This window comes from Paenibacillus sp. Y951 (assembly GCF_056786395.1).
This window is the reverse complement of the sequence record NZ_JBXCIY010000006.1, coordinates 43,504-65,015: the sequence shown is the minus strand read 5'-3', so window position 1 is coordinate 65,015 and position 21,512 is coordinate 43,504. Positions and strand designations below refer to the sequence as shown.

The 21,512-nt window shown below is 40.7% G+C and carries 18 protein-coding genes; 17 read left to right on the top strand and 1 reads right to left on the bottom strand.

The genetic code is table 11. The features are described from left to right. Positions 1–592: 592 nt before the first annotated feature. From AC1TPB_RS10425 to AC1TPB_RS10395, 7 genes are all read left to right on the top strand, one after another. Positions 593–1,024 (top strand): ATP-binding protein, encoded by a 432-nt coding sequence (locus AC1TPB_RS10425; RefSeq protein WP_482076420.1) that lies wholly within the window; start codon positions 593–595, stop codon positions 1,022–1,024. A gap of 47 nt (positions 1,025–1,071) precedes the next feature. Further along, on the top strand, positions 1,072–1,416 hold the full coding sequence (locus AC1TPB_RS10420) for an STAS domain-containing protein (protein WP_482062946.1): 345 nt from the start codon (positions 1,072–1,074) through the stop codon (positions 1,414–1,416). 14 nt (positions 1,417–1,430) lie between these two features. Continuing rightward, on the top strand, positions 1,431–2,792 hold the full coding sequence (locus AC1TPB_RS10415; RefSeq protein WP_482076419.1) for a PP2C family protein-serine/threonine phosphatase: 1,362 nt from the start codon (positions 1,431–1,433) through the stop codon (positions 2,790–2,792). A 139-nt stretch (positions 2,793–2,931) separates the two neighbouring features. Further along, positions 2,932–5,163: an ATP-binding protein gene (locus AC1TPB_RS10410; protein ID WP_482076418.1), complete on the top strand. Its 2,232-nt coding sequence runs from the start codon at positions 2,932–2,934 to the stop codon at positions 5,161–5,163. A gap of 5 nt (positions 5,164–5,168) precedes the next feature. Beyond that, entirely contained in the window at positions 5,169–5,744 is a 576-nt protein-coding gene (locus AC1TPB_RS10405) for a Pvc16 family protein (protein WP_482062943.1), read from the top strand. 81 nt (positions 5,745–5,825) lie between these two features. Further along, positions 5,826–7,541, top strand: coding sequence for a phage tail sheath subtilisin-like domain-containing protein (locus AC1TPB_RS10400; protein WP_482076417.1), 1,716 nt, complete (start codon positions 5,826–5,828; stop codon positions 7,539–7,541). A 38-nt stretch (positions 7,542–7,579) separates the two neighbouring features. After that, positions 7,580–8,017 (top strand): phage tail protein, encoded by a 438-nt coding sequence (locus tag AC1TPB_RS10395; protein WP_258200848.1) that lies wholly within the window; start codon positions 7,580–7,582, stop codon positions 8,015–8,017. A gap of 62 nt (positions 8,018–8,079) precedes the next feature. Here AC1TPB_RS10395 and AC1TPB_RS10390 read toward each other — a convergent pair whose 3' ends face one another. After that, positions 8,080–8,238 carry a hypothetical protein gene (locus AC1TPB_RS10390; protein WP_482076416.1) on the bottom strand — a complete coding sequence of 53 codons (159 nt, stop codon included), beginning with the start codon at positions 8,236–8,238 and terminating at the stop codon, positions 8,080–8,082. 180 nt (positions 8,239–8,418) lie between these two features. Here AC1TPB_RS10390 and AC1TPB_RS10385 point away from each other — a divergent pair, with 180 nt between their 5' ends. The 10 genes from AC1TPB_RS10385 to AC1TPB_RS10340 all read left to right on the top strand — a co-directional run bounded on the left by AC1TPB_RS10385 (position 8,419) and on the right by AC1TPB_RS10340 (position 21,180). Further along, positions 8,419–8,796 (top strand): phage tail assembly protein, encoded by a 378-nt coding sequence (locus AC1TPB_RS10385; RefSeq protein WP_482062940.1) that lies wholly within the window; start codon positions 8,419–8,421, stop codon positions 8,794–8,796. Positions 8,797–8,816: 20 nt separating this feature from the next. After that, positions 8,817–8,981, top strand: coding sequence for a DUF6760 family protein (locus AC1TPB_RS10380; RefSeq protein ID WP_482062939.1), 165 nt, complete (start codon positions 8,817–8,819; stop codon positions 8,979–8,981). Positions 8,982–9,011: 30 nt separating this feature from the next. Then, complete coding sequence (locus AC1TPB_RS10375; protein ID WP_482076415.1) at positions 9,012–9,452, top strand: phage tail protein; 441 nt, start codon at positions 9,012–9,014, stop codon at positions 9,450–9,452. A 75-nt stretch (positions 9,453–9,527) separates the two neighbouring features. Further along, the gene (locus AC1TPB_RS10370; RefSeq protein ID WP_482076414.1) at positions 9,528–12,872 is read left to right on the top strand and encodes a hypothetical protein; all 3,345 of its coding nucleotides are present in this window, start codon (positions 9,528–9,530) and stop codon (positions 12,870–12,872) included. Between the two features lie 95 nt (positions 12,873–12,967). After that, complete coding sequence (locus AC1TPB_RS10365) at positions 12,968–13,597, top strand: CIS tube protein (RefSeq protein ID WP_482076413.1); 630 nt, start codon at positions 12,968–12,970, stop codon at positions 13,595–13,597. An 18-nt stretch (positions 13,598–13,615) separates the two neighbouring features. Beyond that, on the top strand, positions 13,616–14,716 hold the full coding sequence (locus AC1TPB_RS10360; protein ID WP_482076412.1) for a phage late control D family protein: 1,101 nt from the start codon (positions 13,616–13,618) through the stop codon (positions 14,714–14,716). Between the two features lie 2 nt (positions 14,717–14,718). Continuing rightward, the gene (locus AC1TPB_RS10355; RefSeq protein WP_482076411.1) at positions 14,719–15,435 is read left to right on the top strand and encodes a phage baseplate assembly protein V; all 717 of its coding nucleotides are present in this window, start codon (positions 14,719–14,721) and stop codon (positions 15,433–15,435) included. 20 nt (positions 15,436–15,455) lie between these two features. Then, on the top strand, positions 15,456–15,857 hold the full coding sequence (locus AC1TPB_RS10350; RefSeq protein ID WP_482062933.1) for a GPW/gp25 family protein: 402 nt from the start codon (positions 15,456–15,458) through the stop codon (positions 15,855–15,857). A 19-nt stretch (positions 15,858–15,876) separates the two neighbouring features. Further along, positions 15,877–19,008 (top strand): baseplate J/gp47 family protein, encoded by a 3,132-nt coding sequence (locus AC1TPB_RS10345; RefSeq protein WP_482076410.1) that lies wholly within the window; start codon positions 15,877–15,879, stop codon positions 19,006–19,008. Between the two features lie 15 nt (positions 19,009–19,023). Next, complete coding sequence (locus AC1TPB_RS10340) at positions 19,024–21,180, top strand: baseplate J/gp47 family protein (RefSeq protein ID WP_482076409.1); 2,157 nt, start codon at positions 19,024–19,026, stop codon at positions 21,178–21,180. The last annotated feature ends 332 nt before the right edge of the window (positions 21,181–21,512 follow it).

Sequence of the window (21,512 nt, the reverse complement as noted above, 5' to 3'; positions counted from 1 at the left end):
AAACAAAGCAAAAAGTTTCGTTAATACGTGCGATATGGAGCTAGTGTTGCGAAACAAAGCAAGAAGTACCTCTAATGTGTCTAGTAGGTTGGTCGATGGAGCAAACAAAGCAAAAAGTTTCGTTAATACGTGCGATATGGAGCTAGTGTTGCGAAACAAAGCAAAAAGTTACTCTAATGTGTCTAGTAGGTTGGTTCATGGAGTAAACAAAGCAAAAAGTTTCGTTAATACGTGCGATATGGAGCTAGTGTTGCGAAACAAAGCAAGAAGTTACTCTAATGTGTCTAGTAGGTTGGTCGATGGAGCAAACAAAGCAAAAAGTTTCGTTAATACGTGCGATATGGAGCTAGTGTTGCGAAACAAAGCAAAAAGTTACTCTAATGTGTCTAGTAGGTTGGTCGATGAGGCAAACAAAGCAAAAAGTTTCGTTAATACATGCTATGTGGAGCTAGTGTGGCGAAACAAGCCAAAAAGTTGCTTTAATGTGTCTAGCAGGCTGGTTCATAGAGCAAACAAGTCAAAAAGTTTCGTTAATACGTGCCATATGGAGCTAATGTGGCGAAATAAGTCAAAAAGATGGAGGAGGTTTTCCATGTCACAGCTTCAGCTGAGGATGACGCCGTATGTTGCGAATTGGGAAGAGTTATGTCATCTGATCGAGCAATTCTGTATAACAGAATTGCTTGATAGTAAGCTAAGCTTTACGGTGCTGCTTTGTTGTGAGGAATGGTTTGTTAATATCGTTAATCATGGCTATAAAGACTACAGTGAAGCAGCACTTCAACATGAAGAAATACGATTAGAACTTGAGCATATTGCTGGTCAACAATTACGAATTGTATTTAGCGATGGAGCACCTTCCTTTAATCCATTGCATCATCATCAGCCTAATTTAGTAGAAGAAGTAGTAGATCGTAAGCCTGGCGGACTTGGCATATATTTCATTAGAGAGAAAATGGATCAATGTCTATATGAATATAAGGATAAACGCAATGAGTTGACGATGATCAAACGATTAGTCTAGAGATAACGATGATCAAACGATTAAGTTAGAGATAAGGATGATGATGGATGAATATTCATGTCGAGCAAAAGGATGTAATTACAGTTATTTCATTAGAAGGAAGATTAGATGGCGTTACGATGCAACAGCTAGAACAACAGTTAATACAGTTACTTGATCAAGGGAATAAGCATTTTTTATTTCAAATAGAAAAATTAGATTATATTAGTAGTGCTGGGTTACGAGTGATGCTATTAGCAATTAAAAGAACTAAAGCGATTCAAGGATCAGTCGTGTTATGTATGATGCAAAGTAATGTTAGAGATATATTTGATTTATCAGGTTTCTCCTCTATCTTTACGATTTGTAATTCCGAAGAGGAAGCATGGGCATATTTGCAAGCTAATGTATAGGGGAGGCTGTTAGCATGCTGCTAGAATTGGGTACGGGTATTGTCTCTGCTGGATGTGTTGGAAGTATGTATTATGCTCGGAAAATGCAACAACAACATCGTAGAGATGCAATTTTGCTAGACGTGAGTCTGCAGTTAAGCTCAACGATTAAGCGTAAGCAACTGCTAGAAGTTATTATGACGACAACAGCGGGGGCATTACGTGCCGAGGGCTCTTCGATTATATTGCTTGATCCAGATAGTGGCGAACTGTACTTCGAAGTAGCTACAGGTGAAAATCATCAGCAAGTGAAAGAGATTCGGTTGCAGCCAGGTGAAGGGATCGCAGGCTGGGTAGCTATGCATGGTCAATCGTTACTTATCCCTAATACAGCTAACGATGAACGATGGTCGAGTAGAGTCGCTAAGCGATCAGCTATTGCAACACGTAATATGATATGTGTACCCGTTCAGAGTAATGGTGCATTGCTAGGTGTATTGCAGGTCATTAACAGGAAGGGTAGACGCCCGTTCAATAAGCTCGATCTGGCATTATTGGAAAGTATGAGCGCACCTGTAGCGATGGCGATTGAGAATATGTTATTGTACGAGGCACTTGAACATTCTATGAATAGCCTACAGCAGACGACGGCTGCAAAAGAAAAGATGGAAAGCGAGATGCGCATTGCGAGAGAAATTCAAGAAAGCTTTCTCCCAGGTGATCAATACAAGCTGCATCATTGTAAACTACACGCTACATTGATGCCTGCAAGAGAAGTCGGTGGAGATTTCTATCATTTCTTTCCGCTTGATGAGGAGCATATGCTTCTATGCTTAGGTGATGTATCAGACAAGGGGATGCCAGCGGCACTTTTTATGTCAGCCGTTATGATCTGGATTAAAGCCAAGTCAACGGAATTCTCATCACCTGAGCAAATTATTACAGCAATTAATGAAGAACTAAGTACAGAGTATTCAACAATGTTTGCGACTATTTTTCTAGCTATTATGAATACTGTGACAGGTCAGTTTATATACTGTGATGCGGGGCATTGTCCATCGCTACTATTGCGTAATGGCGCAGTTACTGCTCTTAGTAGTCAAAAAGGATTACCGATCGGGGTACTAGTAGAAGCTCCCTATGCTGCTCAAAGCTTACAGCTGTTACCTAATGATCGAATTATAATGTATACAGATGGCATTACAGAAGCGGAAAATGAGCAAGGGAAATGGTATGGTATGGAACGATTACAACATTATTTAACTCATCAGCAGCATTGTTCAACAGAAGATCAAGTGAAGCTTATTGTCAATGATGTACAGCGCTTTGCAGCGAGTTATCCGCAATGCGATGATATTGCAATTATGTGTATCGACTATCATATTTCACTGGAGTAAAAACAATAATGTGACCTAGATTACACAAATCAATAAAAGATATTGCACAATGTTAGAGTACATGCAAAAATATAATTAGATGCAGTGAAATATTAATGACCTTAATCAGTAACACTATACTGGAAAAGGGTGGAATGTGATGAGCGAAGCTGTAAAAGTCCCGATTTTAATTGAGCCTTACAGGGCAGCGAGTGACTATTTGCATGATCAGTTCGTCGTCTTAGATTTGTTGCTTGAAGCAGAAATGAATACGATGCTACATAAAGCGGAGCATCAAACAGCACAGCGTAATCCATTTAAAGGGATGTATTTGACAGAAGCGGAAGCAAAGCAGCTACTGACTACGGAATCAACCTATATTTCGCTTGATGCTGAGCAGCTGCAACTCATCTTTCGATTAGAGCAGATGATTGCTGCGCGATTACAACGCAATCGAGAATTATCGATATCGATTCCTATTATGGACTTACAGCAACAGTTAACATTAGATGAGCTAGACATAAGATTACTTACTGTATCACTAGCGCCGCATATGAATCGTAAATACTTAAAGCTATACGGTTATGTTCAAGATGATCTCACTTGTCAATATGTAACACTGGATCTGCTACTTCGCTTATGCTGTCGTAGTGGTGAGGAACAAGTACAAGTGTATCGACGCATGACGGATACATCAAGTAATCTAAGACGTTTGTTTACGACCATATCGACTCAAGCTATATCGAATAAGGATTCATCGTTACTCGTTGAGCCGCTTGTACTTGAGTCACGTATGATACACTATATATTACAATTAAACTGGCAATATAATGGGCTGTTAAGCTCGGTACGATATACTGAGCAGCGGCAATATGAATCACTTCTCCCAATTGAGATTCATAAACACCTGCAGCAACAAATGGTTAACTATGTGAACGATTATCGCGATCAACCTTTAATGATATTAATGATTGGAACAACTGGTAGCGGAAAAACAATACATAGTAAGCATTTGGCACAAAAAATGGCCAGACCAACACTCGAACTAGATATTACATCCCTTTCTAACGATATACATCTTCTTGGTCAGACAATTGAACTTTTTCTTCATGAAGCAAAAATTCTTAATGCGATTCCAATCTTTGAGCATGCTGAGCAGCTTATAGCAAAGAATGAAGAAATGGAAAGAGATTTTCGGTTGCAAAAATTACAGGAGCAGCTTCAGAGCTGGAATGATATTGTCATACTCCATAGTAATAATCATTTGCCCCTTCATTCAACATATGACCAAAATGATCGTGTAATCATTACATTCCCACTTCCAACGCTTGAAGAAGGTTCCGAACTTTGGAAAGCCTATACCGCTTCAAAATTAACATTACATTCAACAGTCACCTTACAACTAGCAACGAAGTTTCAATTTACAGCAGGACAAATTGCGTCAACTGTGCAACAAGCTATAGCACTGAAGCGCTGGTCAGCGCTAGATATAAGTAGTTTGCAGCAGGAGAGAGATGATAGTTATTGGCTACATCAAGCTGCTAATGGTCTTATTCATCATGGTCTACAACAAAAATCAGTACAAATGAAGTCACAATGGGACTGGCAAGATCTTATTTTACCGCAAGAAACATTGCAGCTGCTACAGCAAGCCTGTCATCGTGTAGCGAACCGACACATTGTTATGCAAGAATGGGGCTTTGAGCGGATACTACCATATGGTAGAGGTGTAAGTATGTTGTTCACCGGTCCTCCAGGAACAGGGAAGACGATGGCGGCGCTTGTCATGGCGAAAGCTATGCAGGCTGAATTGTATCGCGTAGATCTTACTCGGATCGTCAGCAAATACATCGGCGAGACAGAGAAAAATTTAGCTGAAATATTTGATCGTGCAAAGTTAAGTGGAGCGATACTATTTTTCGATGAAGCAGATGCTTTATTCGGTAAACGCTCAGAAGTGAAAGATGCTCATGATAAGTACGCCAATATGGAAACCTCGTATTTGCTACAGAAGATGGAAGAATATGATGGGCTAACTATTCTTGCTACTAACTTTTCACAAAATCTTGACGATGCCTTTATGCGTAGAATTCAATACATTATTAAGTTTCCCTTTCCAGATGCAGTGCAACGTGAGCAATTATGGCGTTCTATTATTCCTTCGCATATGCCGATCGAGCCATTGGATATACCGTTTCTTGCCAAAACATTTGAATTATCAGGTGGGCCTATCAAAAACATTGTACTAACAGCAGCTTATCTCGTTGCACAAGATGGCACAAAGCTGAGTATGCAGCATTTCATCGAGGCAGCGATTCAAGAATATAAGAAAACAGGTAAATTGTTAATGAAGGATCGATTAGGAACATATGCACATTATTGGAAGGGGTGATGTAAGTGGCGGATTACTCTGTCATAACAGATATTGGTCTATCTCTTGTAAAGGTGCTGCGTGAAGCACTTGTACCAGAGTTGATCTCGCATCCAGATGGAGTAGGTCTTGCTAGTCCAATGGATAAGGGCGATATGAATTTGACGGTATATTTGTATGATGTTCGTGAGAATACGGAAGTTCGTAGCAATGATCTTATTGATCAGGGCGATCGAATGCGTTACCCGCCAATACCTTTGAATTTAAGCTACTTAATTACTGCACATTCATCATCTGATGTACTTACTAGAGCAATTGATGAACAGCGAATTATCGGTCGCACAATACAGCTACTGCATGATCATGCAGTACTTAAAGGAGAAGATTTGGAAGGGGCATTAACAGGTACCGATGGAACTTATCGTATTGTGAAGGCGGATATACCGCTAGAAACGATGATTAGTTTATTTCCGAATCAGCCTTACAAGCTAAGCGCAGCTTATCAACTAGGTCCAGTCTTTCTCGATTCAACTCGTACGAAATCTGTATCGAGAGTCAAAGAGCGACATCTTAAAGTACTGCATCATGAATCTCAATCGTAAAGCAAACTATGTGCAATACATAGTCGCTATACTATATCTAATATCCGAAAGGAGGAACCGATCTTTATCTAAAATATTTTTTTGGAAGATAAAGGATCGGGAAAAACAATGGCTGAATATTTTTCACCTGGAGTCTATGTAGAAGAATTTGATAGTGCGGGTCAACCATTATCTGGTGTAAGCACGAGTATTGCTGGTTTTATAGGAATTGCGGAGATGGGGCCAGTTAAGGGGCTACCGACATTAGTAACGAGTTTGAATGATTTCAAACGTAATTTTGGTAGTTATCTGTCTGATAACCAGTTTGGTCAATATCGTTATTTGTCTTATGCAGTTGATCAATTTTTCACTAATGGAGGCTCGCAAGCGTACATTGTTCGCGTAGCACCTGAGGATGCAAAAGCAGCAAAGGGTAGTAATGAACAGCTTAATGTAGCGGCTAAAAATGCAGGAACATGGGGTAATGGCATTAATATTCTTATTACTCCTTCTAGCAAAGCGAAAAGCTATATTACAGCTGAAGTTGGTGAAAAGCTATATGCTGTGAAAAATAGCGCTGGCTTTAATGTTGGAGATGAAGTGAACTTTGCTGGTGAAGCTGGATCCCAGCAGGCGGTTATCGAATCTGTCCGTGATGGAGTAATTGGTCTATCAAACGCGCTTAGTGGTGATGTAGTAACAGTAGAAGGATCAATTCCTACAAAACTATTATCGACAGTTGAATTTACGATTCAGCTAGGCTATGGGAATGTAGTTGAAAAGTATGAGCATGTATCTTTCAATGCGAATGCAGCGAATTACGTTGATAAAGTACTTGTAAAATCAGCTCTAGTAGAAATTACTGGAGTAGAGGCTAGTAGTGTTACGGCACTATTTGCAAGTGGCAATAAAGTAACGCTGCAGCTTACTGGCGGAGTGGATGGTACACAAGATAATGTTTCGCCTGCTACATATATTGGTGTGGATGAAGGTCCTGGTAAGCGTACAGGTATTCAATCCTTTGTAGATAATGACCGTATTAGTATTATCTCAGTACCTGGTGTAACGGATGCTGCTGTACAACTAGCACTAGTTGCGCATTGTGAAAATTTAGGTAGTCGCTTTGCGATTCTAGATATTCCGCGCGAGAAAACATCGGTACAAGATGTACTTGAACATCGTGAGCTGTTTGATTCAAGCTATGCAGCTTTATACAATCCATGGGTACAAGTATTTGATCCATTAGAAAAACGTAATATTATGGTTCCTCCATCTGGATCTGTAGCGGGTGTATATGCTAGAAGTGATAGTACTCGTGGAGTAGAGAAAGCGCCTGCTAACGAAGTGATTCGCGGTGTTTCTGGCTTAGATGTACAATACAATCGTGGTGAGCAAGATATTTTGAATCCTCAAGGCGTTAACCTTATCCGTAGTTTCTCAGGTCAAGGTATTCGTATCTGGGGTGCTAGAACGACAAGCTCTAATAGTTTATGGAAATATATTAATATCCGTCGCTTATTCATTTTTGTAGAAGAGTCGATTAAGCAGGGGACAAACTGGGTTGTATTTGAGCCGAATGATGAACGTCTATGGGCAAGAGTACACCGTACAATCGATGCTTTCTTAACACGTGTATGGCGTGGCGGAGCATTACAAGGTTCATCACCAAGTGAAGCGTTCTACATTGATATTAGTGCTAACACAATGTCGCAAGATGATATCGATAATGGTCGCTTAATTTGTGTAATTGGTATTGCACCAGTGAAACCAGCTGAATTCGTCGTATTCCGCATTACACAGAAAACGAACGAACAATAATGAACAAAACTATTAATTAGAGAAAGGGAGATTAACATATGGCAGGCGAAAGAAATGATCCATTCCGCAAGTTTCGATTCCGTGTTGAGGTTGAAGGTATAGAACAAGCGGGCTTTAGTGAGGTTTCAGGATTTGATGCATCACTGGACGTTATTGAATACAGAGAAGGTACAGATACGATAACACCTCGTAAATTACCGGGTCTTGCAAAGTATGGCAACATCTCATTGAAATGGGGAGCTACCGATTCATTGGATCTATTCGAATGGATCCAAGACTGTATCGTAGAAGGAACGGTAGAACGTAAAACGATTACGATTATTGCAATTAGCGAAGAAGGCGAAGATGTTGCAACATGGCAAGTGAATGAAGCGTGGCCGACTAAGTATACAGCACCTGATTTCAATGCAACAGCTTCTGAAGTTGCGATTGAGCTTCTAGAGCTTGCGCATGAAGGCATGCTGCGGACGCTTTAAGAGCGACCAGGCGATAGGAACAACATTCCAAATATGTTGTTCCTTCGTCTGTTTGGGGTAGTTCAAAAAGTGGACTTTGATAACGATGAGTTGCTTCGAAGGTTACTCGACGTCGCATCTGAAGCGAACTTGGAAAGTACGGTTCGCATGTACCAACAACGTACACTTGCGCTTCCGCCTTTCTCAAGTAACGCTTCACCTGCTCGATTCTGAAAGTCCACTTTTTGAACCTTTATTTTAAGCTTCGAAAAAGTAGATCTTGTTAACGAAGTTACGCAGTAACTTTTCATTAACTGATAACACATCAAGAAGTCATAAAAAGTAGATTTTGCTTACGAAGTAACTTTTCATCAACAGGAAGTATATCAAGAACATATAAAAAGTTTTTAGGAGGATAAAAAATGTCATTTCGTACGGAGTTTGAATTTGAGTTGCCGAGAGGTTATGTCGATGAGAATGGTAATTTGCATCGTCGTGGCACGATGAGACTGGCAACAGCAGCAGATGAGATTCTGCCGATGAGAGATCAACGTGTACAGCAAAATCCAGGATATTTAACAATTATATTGTTAGCTCGCGTCATTACAAAGCTTGGAGATGTTCGTGCAGTAGACACGAAAACAATTGAAAGATTTTTTACTGCTGATCTAGCGTTTCTACAAAACTTTTATCGTGAAATTAATGAAACAGAAAAGCTTTCTGTTCGCACAATGTGTCCCAAATGCGAGCATGAGCATGAGGTTGATATTTCTTTTTTGTCCGAGATGGAAGGAGCATAAGCGTTTATCCTGAGCAACGCTTGTATGAGGAAGCGGGATTTATCGCTTACTACTTCCACTGGAAGCATGAAGATATTATGAATATGGAACATCGTGAACGACGGAAATGGTGCGATGAAATATCGAAGATCAATCGTAAGATGGGCGATGATAAAGATCGCAAAAATCCATTTGATGTGTTCTAAGAGAGCTTTCATTAAGATGAGGTGAACAATATGTCAGATCTAGATGGTTTTTTTTCTAAAGTCGTTGGTAACTATCGATTCATGGTCGAAATCGAGCATCTACTCGTCGCCAGCTTTTCGGAGGTTAGTGGTCTAGTTGTCGAAACAGAGCTAGAGCAATATAACGAAGGTGGGGTCAATGAGTACGCCCATCAATTGCCGATGCGAACAAAGCATGTCCCGATTATATTAAAGCATGGCTTAACAGATTCTTACGAGCTATGGGATTGGTATAACGATGTGGTACAAGGGAAAATCGTCCGTCGCAGTGGCTCGATCATTCTTTTTGATGAACAGTTTCGAGAGTATCGTCGCTGGACATTTAACGATGCCTTCCCTAGTAAATGGGTAGGACCTGATCTGAACGCCAGCGTTAGTGAGGTTGCAATCGAACAAATTGAGCTTGTACATAATGGCTTTAAGCTGTTGTAGTAGCAAAGGCAATGACAATGGCTGCTAACTGCAGCAACAGGATAACCATCATGAGAGGAAAGGAGAGATTATGCAATGTTTAGAGAAAAGCCGATTAGGAAAATACATCTAGCAGACCAACAATTCGCGAATCAAATTGTTGGAAAATATGGTTGGAGAATTGACAACGGTTTTGCACGAAGTAAGCTTCAGCATCGGATTGAGCCGAAGAAGCATGATGCTATGACATTTGCGAAATCTCCAATTATTCAATTGACGAAGGTTATTCAACCGCTTCATATTAAGCTCATTTATGAATACCACCAGCTTAATCAAATTATCCAATATAAAAATGCACCATTACTAATAAGTTCACCATTGTCTACTGTAGCAATCACTACAACTGAAGATGCAGTTCCGAATACTACTACACAGCGTACAGCGACATTATTGGAAAAAGTGAAGCAAACGGCACGAGACAATACTGAGCGACAACGGCTACAGCAAGTCCAATCTCAGATTGAACGTAAAACGATACTGACTACTTCACATCATGCACAAAGCGATCAAGGAATTATAGCTACTAATGGGGAGCAAGCTCAGTCTACAGCAAAGTTAGTTCGTACGCCGTTAATTGGTACGGATCAGTCTAGAACTGGTACAGCGATGGCTGCTACTAATCAATCTAGTACTCGTACACCATTAGTTGGTACTGATCAATCTAGTACTCGTACACCAATGGCTGCTATCAATCCGTCTAGTATTAACACGCCATTAGCTACTGTAAATCAAGCGAGTAATCGAACGACATCGACAGTCTCATCATCTGGGGTTAATGCTAGTTCAACTAGTTTTTCGATGGATCACTCCGTGGCCGGATTGCATCATATTGAGCATGTTGAAACGACGCAGCGAGTTAATGACAAGCAAGTGGCAGTAGCGAAGATGATGCTTAGTCCATACATAAGAAATATTGTAAGAGAAGAGCAGGAGCGGATTACAGCCGAATTGGTTGAACGTAATACTCGCTATCGTAAGAAGGCCGTATTATATGAAACGCAATTAGATGAGACGCAAGTTGTTAAGAAACGAGAAGTATTACATGAGATGCAGGCAGTAAAGAAACGGGAAGTATTACGTGAAACTCAAGCAGTAACACATGCTGAGATACATTCTGTTGCTAGAAAAGCAATGATTAATAAATCACTATCGACTGTATTAGAACAATGGCATCGTAAGCTGACCATAGCGCAAATTACAATGCTGCGCCAACAGAAACAACAAGGTGTTCGCCTTAGAAGAAGTGAATCACAGCATGAAATATCACATACTAATTTAGAACAGCGAAATCAGACGATTGTTAATGATATGAAATATTATTTGAAAACGACAGCACATCATATTAATACGATTAAGTACCATCAAAGAACGCTTCAGGGCGTACAAAAGCTTGTATACATTCCATTCGTTAATAGGGATGCTACAACGGTCAATGAGAAAGCAACGCTGATCTATCGTAATCCACTTACACAAGTAGATTCACGAATTACTAATAATCAGCATTCACATAAACAAGAAATTACTAATAATCAGCATTCACATATGCAAGAAATTATTAATAGCAAGGATTCACATAAGCATAAGGAAAGCAGCAATGCTGCATCGCTCGCTACAAGACAGATAGCAATAATTACTGGAGAAGTGACCAAGAAACAGCAACGGCGTATTGAAGCAACTGGGGGCCAAATTCGTTCGGTCACATCATTCCATCAGCAATTGATCAAGCGCAATGAGCGATTAATTTATCAGATTGAAATGGTGGAGAAGAAAAAGACACCAAGAGCCCGCAAGCTATCGCTAGTTCCTGTCGTAAAGCTCAGTTATAGAGTATTACCAGAGGAACAACGTAGAGGTTTTGTCCATATACCTCAGGCTCAGCTTGCAGTAGACAAGGGGCGACAAGCTGAATTACTGAGTCCGTTATTATCAAAGCAATCTGGGATACGCCGTCAAGCTGAGCTTATTTACACGGTGAATCAGAATCATCAATCAAGCAACGATCAGCAAACGACTCGGCAAATAACACAGAAAGCGTCACAAGCGGCATCACAGCAAGTAATGAAGCAAGTATCTCAGCAGATAACGCAAGAAGTAACACAGCAAGTATCTCAGCAAGTGTCACAAGCGGCATCACAGCAAGTAACGAAGCAAGTGTCACAACAAATAACGCAACAAGTATCACAGCAGATAACGCAAGAAGTAACACAGCAAGTATCCCAACAAGCATCACAAGAAGTATCCCAACAAGCATCACAGCAAGTCAGAGAACAAACAACCCAACATAAGCAGACCAATTTGCAGCCGACCTTAGCTCGAGCTATTACATTAACCAATGAGGAGCGCATTAAGCAACGAGCAGGCTCAACTAGTTTATCGAATGAGTTGATTACACAGCGCCCTCAATATACTAAATTGTCCATAACAGGTCAGCTTACTCATATAAGTAAAGTGAATAAAACGCAATTGCTGCAGGTGAAGGTATTACAAAGTAAATTGAAACAACTGCAAGCGGTCACGCTTATTGTGCCGCAAACCTCGCGCATGGGAGCGACTAGTACAAACAGTGGAGCTACAAATACGAACTATACTAAAGACCAAAGTGATCACTCTAGTAGCAATCGTAATGATACGCTGAGAACTACAATCGGGCACTCGACGGAGTCAGTAAGAGTGACGAGCAATGACGGCTCTTTATCTGTAATACAAACTAATTACAATGTGAACCATTCCCAATTAAAGCAGTTGTATTATCGTGTTAATAGCAATAATAGCACGCAACAATTAGGAGCATTAATTAATGAATTACAGAAAACGAGTAGTCGCATAACTCAAAGTGCTACTAACAACGCTGAAGCTATAGATACGCAATTAATTTACAAGCCGCTGTCTATAGCTTCAATAGCAATGAATAGTATTGCGACAAAGCAAATTAACCTTATTCACTCCTCACAGCAGCAAGGCGAGCGGTTAACAAAGCGATTGAAGCAACTTACAACACTAAGTAAGGTGAAAGACATTATAAGTACCCAGTCACCTTTGTCGATTGTACAAGTGAAACCAACGAATGAACAGAATTTACAACTAATTGTGAATGAACAGTCTAGTAAGCGTACATCACAAATCGTCGAGCAAGTGAGACGTAATACGCATTCTTCGATAAATTTACATATAGCGAAGCAGCAAAGTAAGCAGCAGGATGATACGAAGCAACAAGATGCAGTGAAGCAGCTTGAAGTAACTGTAAAGCGATTAGAAGAGGAACTCACTACAGCCAAAGAAACAAAAAAGCAACCTAATGTTAACATTAGGCAATTATCAGATCAGCTGTTTGATCAGTTATCAAAAAGAATACGGCTGGAACAGCGGCGTAATGGTCGTTAATCGTTAGCAGCAAGTAATAGTATGCTTCGCAATATAGCATTGTGAAATTGAAGAGTAAGGTACATTCATTCGTGTAGACAAGGAGCTGAGCAGTAATGGCTTTAGAAAAAGCGATGATTATCGTAAACCCAGGATCAAAGGAAAAGCGCGTGAATGTGTTATTTAATCCTACGGAATACTCGTTAGAATCATCTAATAAATTTTCATGGAAATCGATTCCAGGCTCTTCCCAGCCAATTGCTCAATTTGTTTCTGGTGAAGCAACGACTCTATCCATGGAACTGTTTTTTGACAGCTATGAAACATCAGAAGATGTCCGCAAATATACGATGAAAATCGTTGGATTATTGAATGTCGATAAAGATTTACATGCACCGCCATTGTGTAAATTCGTATGGGGCTCCTTATCGTTTCAAGGTGTCGTTGAAAAAGTAAGCCAGCGTTATACGATGTTCAATCAGAGCGGAAAGCCAGTTCGTGCCAAGCTCGACGTAGCATTCAAGTCAGTAAAGACGGTAAAGGAGCAGTTGCAAGAGATTCCACGTCAATCCGCTGACCGTACGAAGCAAAGAACGGTGAAGCAGGGCGATCAATTATGGCAAATTGCTGCTGAAGAATATGAGGATGCAGCATTATGGCGAGCGATTGCTCGTGCTAATGGGATTTCCGATCCACGCCAGTTAGAACCAGGCTCTGTCATCAAAATTCCACGACTGTACGGCTAGAAGAGAAGGGAGAGCAGGATGAGTAGTGTAAAGCTAGATAATTCTAAGACGAGTTTTGATAAGCTTGAAGAGCATTATCGTGGATTTATCGCTCCTAGCTTCAAAATAGTCATTAATAATAAAGATATTGTAAGTGAAGGTATGGCAGTAGATACTATCACGGTTGATACTTCTACTTCTGAAACAGCTGATATGGCTACCTTTACAGTTACGAATGCCTATGACTTAATTAAAAGAGATTTCACTTGGACGAATAGCTTACTCATGTTAGGCAATTCTGTTGAAGTATCTTTCGGTTATACGGATCGATTAACACCACTTTTCTTCGGCTATATATCTACTGTAGCATTTGATTTTTCTACCGATGATGCACCAACGATTTCGATAACGGCTATGGATATTAGTTTCTATATGATGCGAAGCAAGGAGCCGCAGGTGTGGGCTAATAAAAAGATTAGTGATATTGTGCAAGAACTGGGTAGAAAGTATGGCATAACTAGCTTCGACATTGACGCTACACCGACTACATACCCGAAAATTGTGAAAAACGTTGAAAGCGACCATGCATTTTTGGATAGGCTTGCGGAGAAATTAGATTATAACTTTTTTATTGTAGGAAAAAAATTGTACTACCGTGAGATGAGTGCTAACAAAACTCCCGTTATGAAGCTGGAATGGGGCAAGCATCTTAGTAGCTTTAAGCTAACACAAGAGCTAGCAGAGCAGGTTACAAAAGTTGTTGTAAAGGCGACATTGCGCAACCAGAAAAAAACAATAACTGTAGATTCGAGCGAAGTAGATAAAATCGGAACTAATACTCGAACAGGTCCCAATATATTAAGTAAAATAGGAGAGTTCGTGGAAGTTATCCAAAAAACAGTGGATGATGAAGCAGAAGCTCGTAATATTGCAGAAGCACGAATGCAGGAGCTAAGTATGGAATTAGTTAAAGTGCAAGCAAGCTGTATCGGTTTGCCGGAGCTACGAGCAGGCAGACATATTGAGCTTGGTGGTTTGGGGACGCGTTTGAACAATACGTATTATATGGATAGTGCTAAACATATTATTGACGGCTCAGGCTATCGTTGCGAGTTTACATTACAAGGAAATGCGGTGTAGCAATGAAAAATATATTTAATGCTTTTTCATCTGAACATACCGATGATGTGATGCAGGGTGTATATACAGGATTTGTAACGGATAATAAAGATCCTGAAAAGCTAGGTAGAGTTAAAGTGAAGATTCCGATTATTGATGATCAGAAGGAATTAGATTGGTCGAGAATTGTAACATGGATGGGCGGTCAAAGTCGTGGCGCCTTATTCATTCCAGAAGTTGGCGACGAGGTGCTTATCGCATTTCTTCTCGGTGATATTCGCTCACCGATCGTGATAGGCAGCCTTTGGAATAATGTAGAAAAGCCACCAGAAGGTAAAAATGATAATAATGATATTCGCAAGATTAGAACACGGGCGGGACATGAAATCGTATTTAATGATGAGAATAAAGCAGGTAGCATTACCATTACAACGGCTGAAGGTCATCAACTAGAGCTTGATGACAAAGGCAAGAAGGTACAATTAGCAACGAAAAACAAAGAGCAAAAGTTAACGATGGATAGCGCGAGTGGCAATATAGTAGTTAGTAGTAGTAATACGAAAGTAACAATTACTAAGAGTGGTTCGATTAAATTAGAGGGCAGCGCTGATATTACTTTGAAAGCTATGGCGGTCAAAATTCAGGCTGACAGTAAATTAGAATTGAAAGCCAATGCTTCGATCGATATTAATAGTGGTGGCCTCATAAATATTAAAGGAGCTATGGTGAAGATTAATTAATCTACGATTGGAGGACGGAAATGTCTAAAGAATTTTTGGGGCGTGGCTGGAAGTTTCCGATTGAGGTGGACGAATTAACAGGTCGTGTAAAGTCTTCCGAGTTCGAGGAAGATATAGCTGAGGCAATCAAAATTATAATATGGACATCGAAGGGCGAACGGGTGATGCGTCCTGATTATGGTAGTGGCATCGAGCAATATTTGTTCGAGAACAATGATGCGCTAACTCTGCAACTTATTGAAAATGAAGTGCTCAGCGCCATTATGAAATGGGAGCCGCGCGTGCATGAAGTAGAGGTTGAAGTAAAACCTGATACGAACGAAGACAATCGATTGAATATTCATGTTCAATATACAGTAAGAACAACTAATAATTTATATAACCAAGTGTATCCTTTCTACCTATATGAAGGGGCAAATTAAACCATCGGAGCGATAAATCATGAATACGAGCTTAGGAATGGCTACTCAATCACCATTGATTGATACCCGTAAGCATCAACAACTCATTGAACAATTGAATATGATGGTTCCTTATTATGCACCAGAATGGAAATTCAATGAGGATGACCCTGACTTTGGTAGCGCACTCGCATTGATGTTTCTCCATTTATTAGAGGGGAATATTCAAAGGCTTAATCAAATACCGTATAAAAGCTATTTGACATTCCTTAATCATTTCAATGTGGAGCGTGCGCATGCAACATCTGCAATTGCTCAAGTGACGTTCAAACTAGCTGAAGGAACACCTGAAGCTGTCTTTATCGATAAAGGTATCCAATTATCAGCTAACAGCACCGATAGCAGTGATCCAATCGTATTTGAAACGTCGAGACCAGCTTTACTTACAACAGCTAAGCTACAGCAAATTGTTGCAGTCTATCCTCGTAAAGATCGAGTTATTGTACACCGCAATGATGGCATCGACAATAGCTATAGTCCGTCGAGCGAACAGGAAGCAACGATTGCATTATACGGAAGTGTTGGGGTTAATATTCAAGAGCATACGGTGTATCTCGCCCATGACTTCTTATTTTTAGTTGATGAACCTGCCGCTATCGCACTGACATTCATCCATCCACAGCATGAATCTGCACTACTGGAATCAGTAGCTTTATTAGCTGATTTGGATAAAGTGGTATGGGAATATTACAGTGATGGGCAATGGTGGGAGTTCGATGCAATTCATAGTCATGGTGTCACTATTCGATTGCTCAAGCTATCGCGACGCAAGCTCCAACTAACGATTGTGGAAGAGCGAGAAGGTCGCTGGATTCGTTGTCGTGCCCTATCGCTTTCAGATGTGGCTGGTGGCTCAGCAATAGGTAAAGTCCAATTCGAAAGAGTCATTATGAAGACAGATTATGCGGCCGCAAAAGATACAGTCGGGATGGATGCAGATCGTACTTATTATAATGATATGGGTGTCAATACGGTGCAGGGTGCTGAACCATTTGGTGATTTCTTCGCTCCATATGGATTGTTCTATATTGGTAGTGAGGAGACATTATCTAAGCGCGGGGCATTAACGACAATATCGTTCCAGCTAGAGTATCATACGCATCGTTTATTTCCGAATAAGCCAAAGCCGATTAATTGGAAACCGATCATGAAGCGTGATGATCTAGATAAGGTAGACCAACCAGATATCGTAACGATTACACATGTACAGTGGGAATATTGGAACGGCCGCTCGTGGGTTCAGCTTCAAGTAGCGGATGCAGCTAGTACAATGTTCAACGTAGTTTGGGAAGGTAAGCAGATTTGTGAGCTAAGCTTCATATGCCCAATAGATATGGAGAGTACCGATGTTAATTCAGAATTGAATTACTGGATACGTGGACGCATCGTTTCAGTCAACAACGCCTATTCGATTGATGCCGTATATTATTCACCATATATATCGCAGCTGCAATTGAATTATAAATACGCGGAGCCATTATTTGCTCCAGAACAATTTATAACATTAAACAACCTAGAACTGCGCGATCATTCCCCAGAAATGCGTAGTGGCGGAATGCCCTTTCGCCCGTTTCAACCATTAAGTGGCTATCAGCCTACCGTATGGTTTGGTTTCGATCAGGCTCCGACTCGCGGACCAATTCATTTATACATTGATATGGTCACCAAAAATTGGACAAGTGAAGAAATACCGCATATTCAATGGGAATATTTGCGAAGCGTAGGCACATCAGCAGTATGGACTTCCTTAGCAATAGCCGATGAAACGCAAGGTTTTACACAAAGCGGAACGATTCAATTTGTCGGTCCACAAGATTTTGCTTATAGCCGACAATTTGGTAAGCAAGCATACTGGCTACGAGCAATTAACCGAGATACTCGCTACTATGCAAGTAACGAGCAGATGTATGAGCCTAAAGTGAAGCAGATTATGCTGAACACGTTAACGGTACTACAGCAAATGACGATAGAGGATGAATTGCCAAGTTTCATTGATGGATATCATATTGCTCAAGATATTCATGCTAGCTATTATGCGCTATCACTAGCGCCTGTGCTTGCAGAGGAAGTGTGGGTAGATGAGACGGATAGTATTAGCACACATGAATTAAGCCAATTACAAATCGATATTCCACATCGCTTGATGCTAATGCACGATTCTGAACAGCAATTAATGAAGGTTTGGATTCGTTATGAGCATGTTGAACAATTTCTCCGTTCTAAGCCTACAGATCGACATTATCGAATTGATCGAGCATCGGGACGGATTACGTTTGGCGATGGTAAGCAAGGTAGAACAGTGTCTGTCGTTGGCGATGACCAAGTGAAGGTTAATTACATTTGTGGCGGGGGAAGCCGTGGTAATGTAGGCAAAGGGGAAATTACTACGATGCAAAATGCGATTGCCTTTGTTGATTCGGTTTATAATGCAGAGGAAGCGGCAGGCGGTTGTAATGCAGGGACGATCCAAGAAGCGATGGAACGTGGATCGAAAGGATTTGCTCATCGGAGGAGAGCTGTTGTAGCTGAAGATTTTGAATGGATGACGAAGGAAGCACATCCGAACGTAGCAAAAGTGAAATGTTTGCCCAATCGTAATGTGAAGCTAGAAAAGGAATTAGGTGCATTAACCATTATTGTAATGCCGCAATCAGGCAGACGACAAGGTACACATTTTCAAGAGTTGAAAAAGGCTGTAGAGCATACGTTATTGCAGGCTACAGCTGCAAGTATTGCATTTCCGAATAAGCTTCAAGTCATTGAGCCTGTATATTTAGAAATTGGTGTGCGAGCTACGATTTGGGTTCGTAATATGGATGAAGTCGTGCAAGTTGAACGTGAATTATTGTTGAAATTAGAGCAGTTTTTACATCCGCTAACGGGAAATACGGACGGACGCGGCTGGGAAATTGGTGGAATGATTCATCCGTCAATGTTCTACGCACTGATGAAATCTGTAGGTCCGGTTGTTCATATTCCACAGCTATTACTAGAGTCGTATAAGCTTGAAAATGGTGAGCGTAGCGAATGGAATCCTGATCGAATAGATGAGCTACCACATAGCATTGTTATACCTGGTCAACATCGATTGACGATTGAATTACACCAATAGAAGGGAGTCATTGTCATGTTACCAATACCAAATCTGGATGATCGTAGTTTTGAACAGCTTGTACGTGAAGCAAGAGACCTCATACCACGCATCGCACCTAATTGGACAGATGAGAATGCTCATGACCCAGGTATTACATTGCTCGAAATGCTAGCTTGGCATCTGGAAATGCAGCAATATGAGCTAGACGCTCTTTCTGTTACGCACGAACGGAAATTTCTAAAGTTACTTGGCGGGATACCACGAGATCGTATGCCTGCTATGACATCACTAAGCTTTTCTCATGCTAATCAGCTAACCTATATACCACTTGGAACGCAATTGAAAGTAGGTCAGTTAATTTTTGAAACGGTTCGTTCGATTACAATTATTCCTAATACGAATCAATTAATTACGCTTACTCGTGTCGATGATATTACACATTTATCGCAGGACATGACGAATGGTCGAACAGTATTTTATCCTTTTGGCGAGCATGCCCAGCAGGATGCAATGATGCAATTGAAGCTGGAACAGCCGCTACCTCGTAACACTCCTTTATCGTTATGGATTGAGCTGGATCGTCAAGAACCAACGATCCGTATTCCAGCACGATACAAAAACTTCACACCATCTGCTTACGTGGAATGGAGCTATTACGAAGAAGATGAGCAGGGTGGCAGCTGGCAACCTGTTCGGATGGAACGAGATGAATCTTATTGCATCCATCAAAGTGGTCCTATTCTATTTGAAATTCCGACTGGTTCAAGTGAAGTTACATTATTACGGACCAAACTAGTTAGCGGTAGCTTTGATGATGTACCACGGATTCGCAGATTAGTGTGGAATGAAGTATTTGCTACACAAGGGCAGACGTGGTGTATGGAGCAAACCTTCGATGGATGGTCGGCGCAAGATATGATGATTGGTCAGCTAGATCCGATTCATGTCTATTTGTATCATGCATTATTTATGGAAGGCCATATTCAAGTTCAATACTTTGTTCATAATAGCTGGATTGATATAGCGAGCAGTGAGTATGAATTGGTATATGAACCATCGCATTTGCAAGTCATATTATTACCATCGTCATGGGTACCTATAGGCGCGCATACTATCCGGATTATCGCGATGCAGCCTGAATTTATTGAGCAACAATATATGGCAGCTGGCAATGGGATTTCATATCAAAAGTATGATCTACCGATACCGTCCGTATTTACTAACCATATCCGTCTGCAGGTAGGTCATTATTCAACAAAGCTCGGTTGCATGCTATGGGAGGATTGGGAATCGGTATTAGATTTTGATGATTCCAATACGCATAGCAGACATTATATTTTATCTAATGAAGAATCGCATATTCAGTTTTCAGATGGAATACATGGGATAGCGCCATCAGCCTCTCATACTCGCAATATTAGATTTATTAGCTATCGAACGGGTGTAGGAATTGCTGGTAATGTGAAGGAAGATACGATTCGTGAAATGGTATTAAGAAAAAATGCATTGCGTCTAACCAACTTATTTCCTGCTTATGGTGGGGCAGAAGAAGAAAGCGTTAGTGAAGCATTGAATCGTATGAAGCTTGAAGTACTTGAACCGAAATGCGGTATTACTACTGTAGATATCGAACAACGTGTACTTGAAATTCCCGGAATTCGTATCGCGCGAGTAAGAGCGATCTCAGGTTACCATACAAGATTAACGAATTATCCTAATGAACGAGCAATGGGTCATATTTCAGTTGTAGTCGTTCCAGAAAGCTTACGCAGCTTTCCAATTCCGAGTGAAGGGCTTCGCTTAACAATTGCCACTCATCTTGAGCCGTATCGTTTACTTACATCGCAATTTCATATTATTGCACCGGAATATATTAAAGTTACGCTTCGTGCCATTATTGTTGTTACTCCGCAATATGAGGGAAAAGAACACGACGTAATCCAAGCGTTAAATGGTTGGCTAAAGCCAGAAAGCTCGGTCCAATCGGAAGGCTGGGAATTTGGTAGGGCGATCTATAAGAGTGATGTTTATGACATGATTCATACGGTCGCAGGGGTACAGTATATCCAAGATGTATGGTTAATGGCAGAAGGAAATAATGTGTATCAGGATGAAGGTGGAGATATTATTATTCCGCCTAATGGGTTGGCGTACTCGGGAGAACATGATATTGAGTTTGTACTAGGATAGTTCAAAAAGCGGACTTTGATAACGATGGGTATGCTGACGTAGTTTATTCGACGTCGAAGATGAAGCGAACTTGGAAAGTCTAGCATAAGCTTCCGATGTATGTTTCTTGCAGAAACATTGAAGGATCGCGTGTACCCAGTACGTACACTTGCGCTTCCGCCTTTCTCAAGTAGCGCTCCATCTTCTCGGTTCTGAAAGCCCGCTTTTTGAACCTTCATTTTAAGCTTCGAACAAATTACCTTTTGAACCTTTATTGGAGGCTTCGAACAGATGACCGCTCGTGTACTTGTACCGTACACATTGCTGGGTTTTGTTACATTGCTTGTAATCAC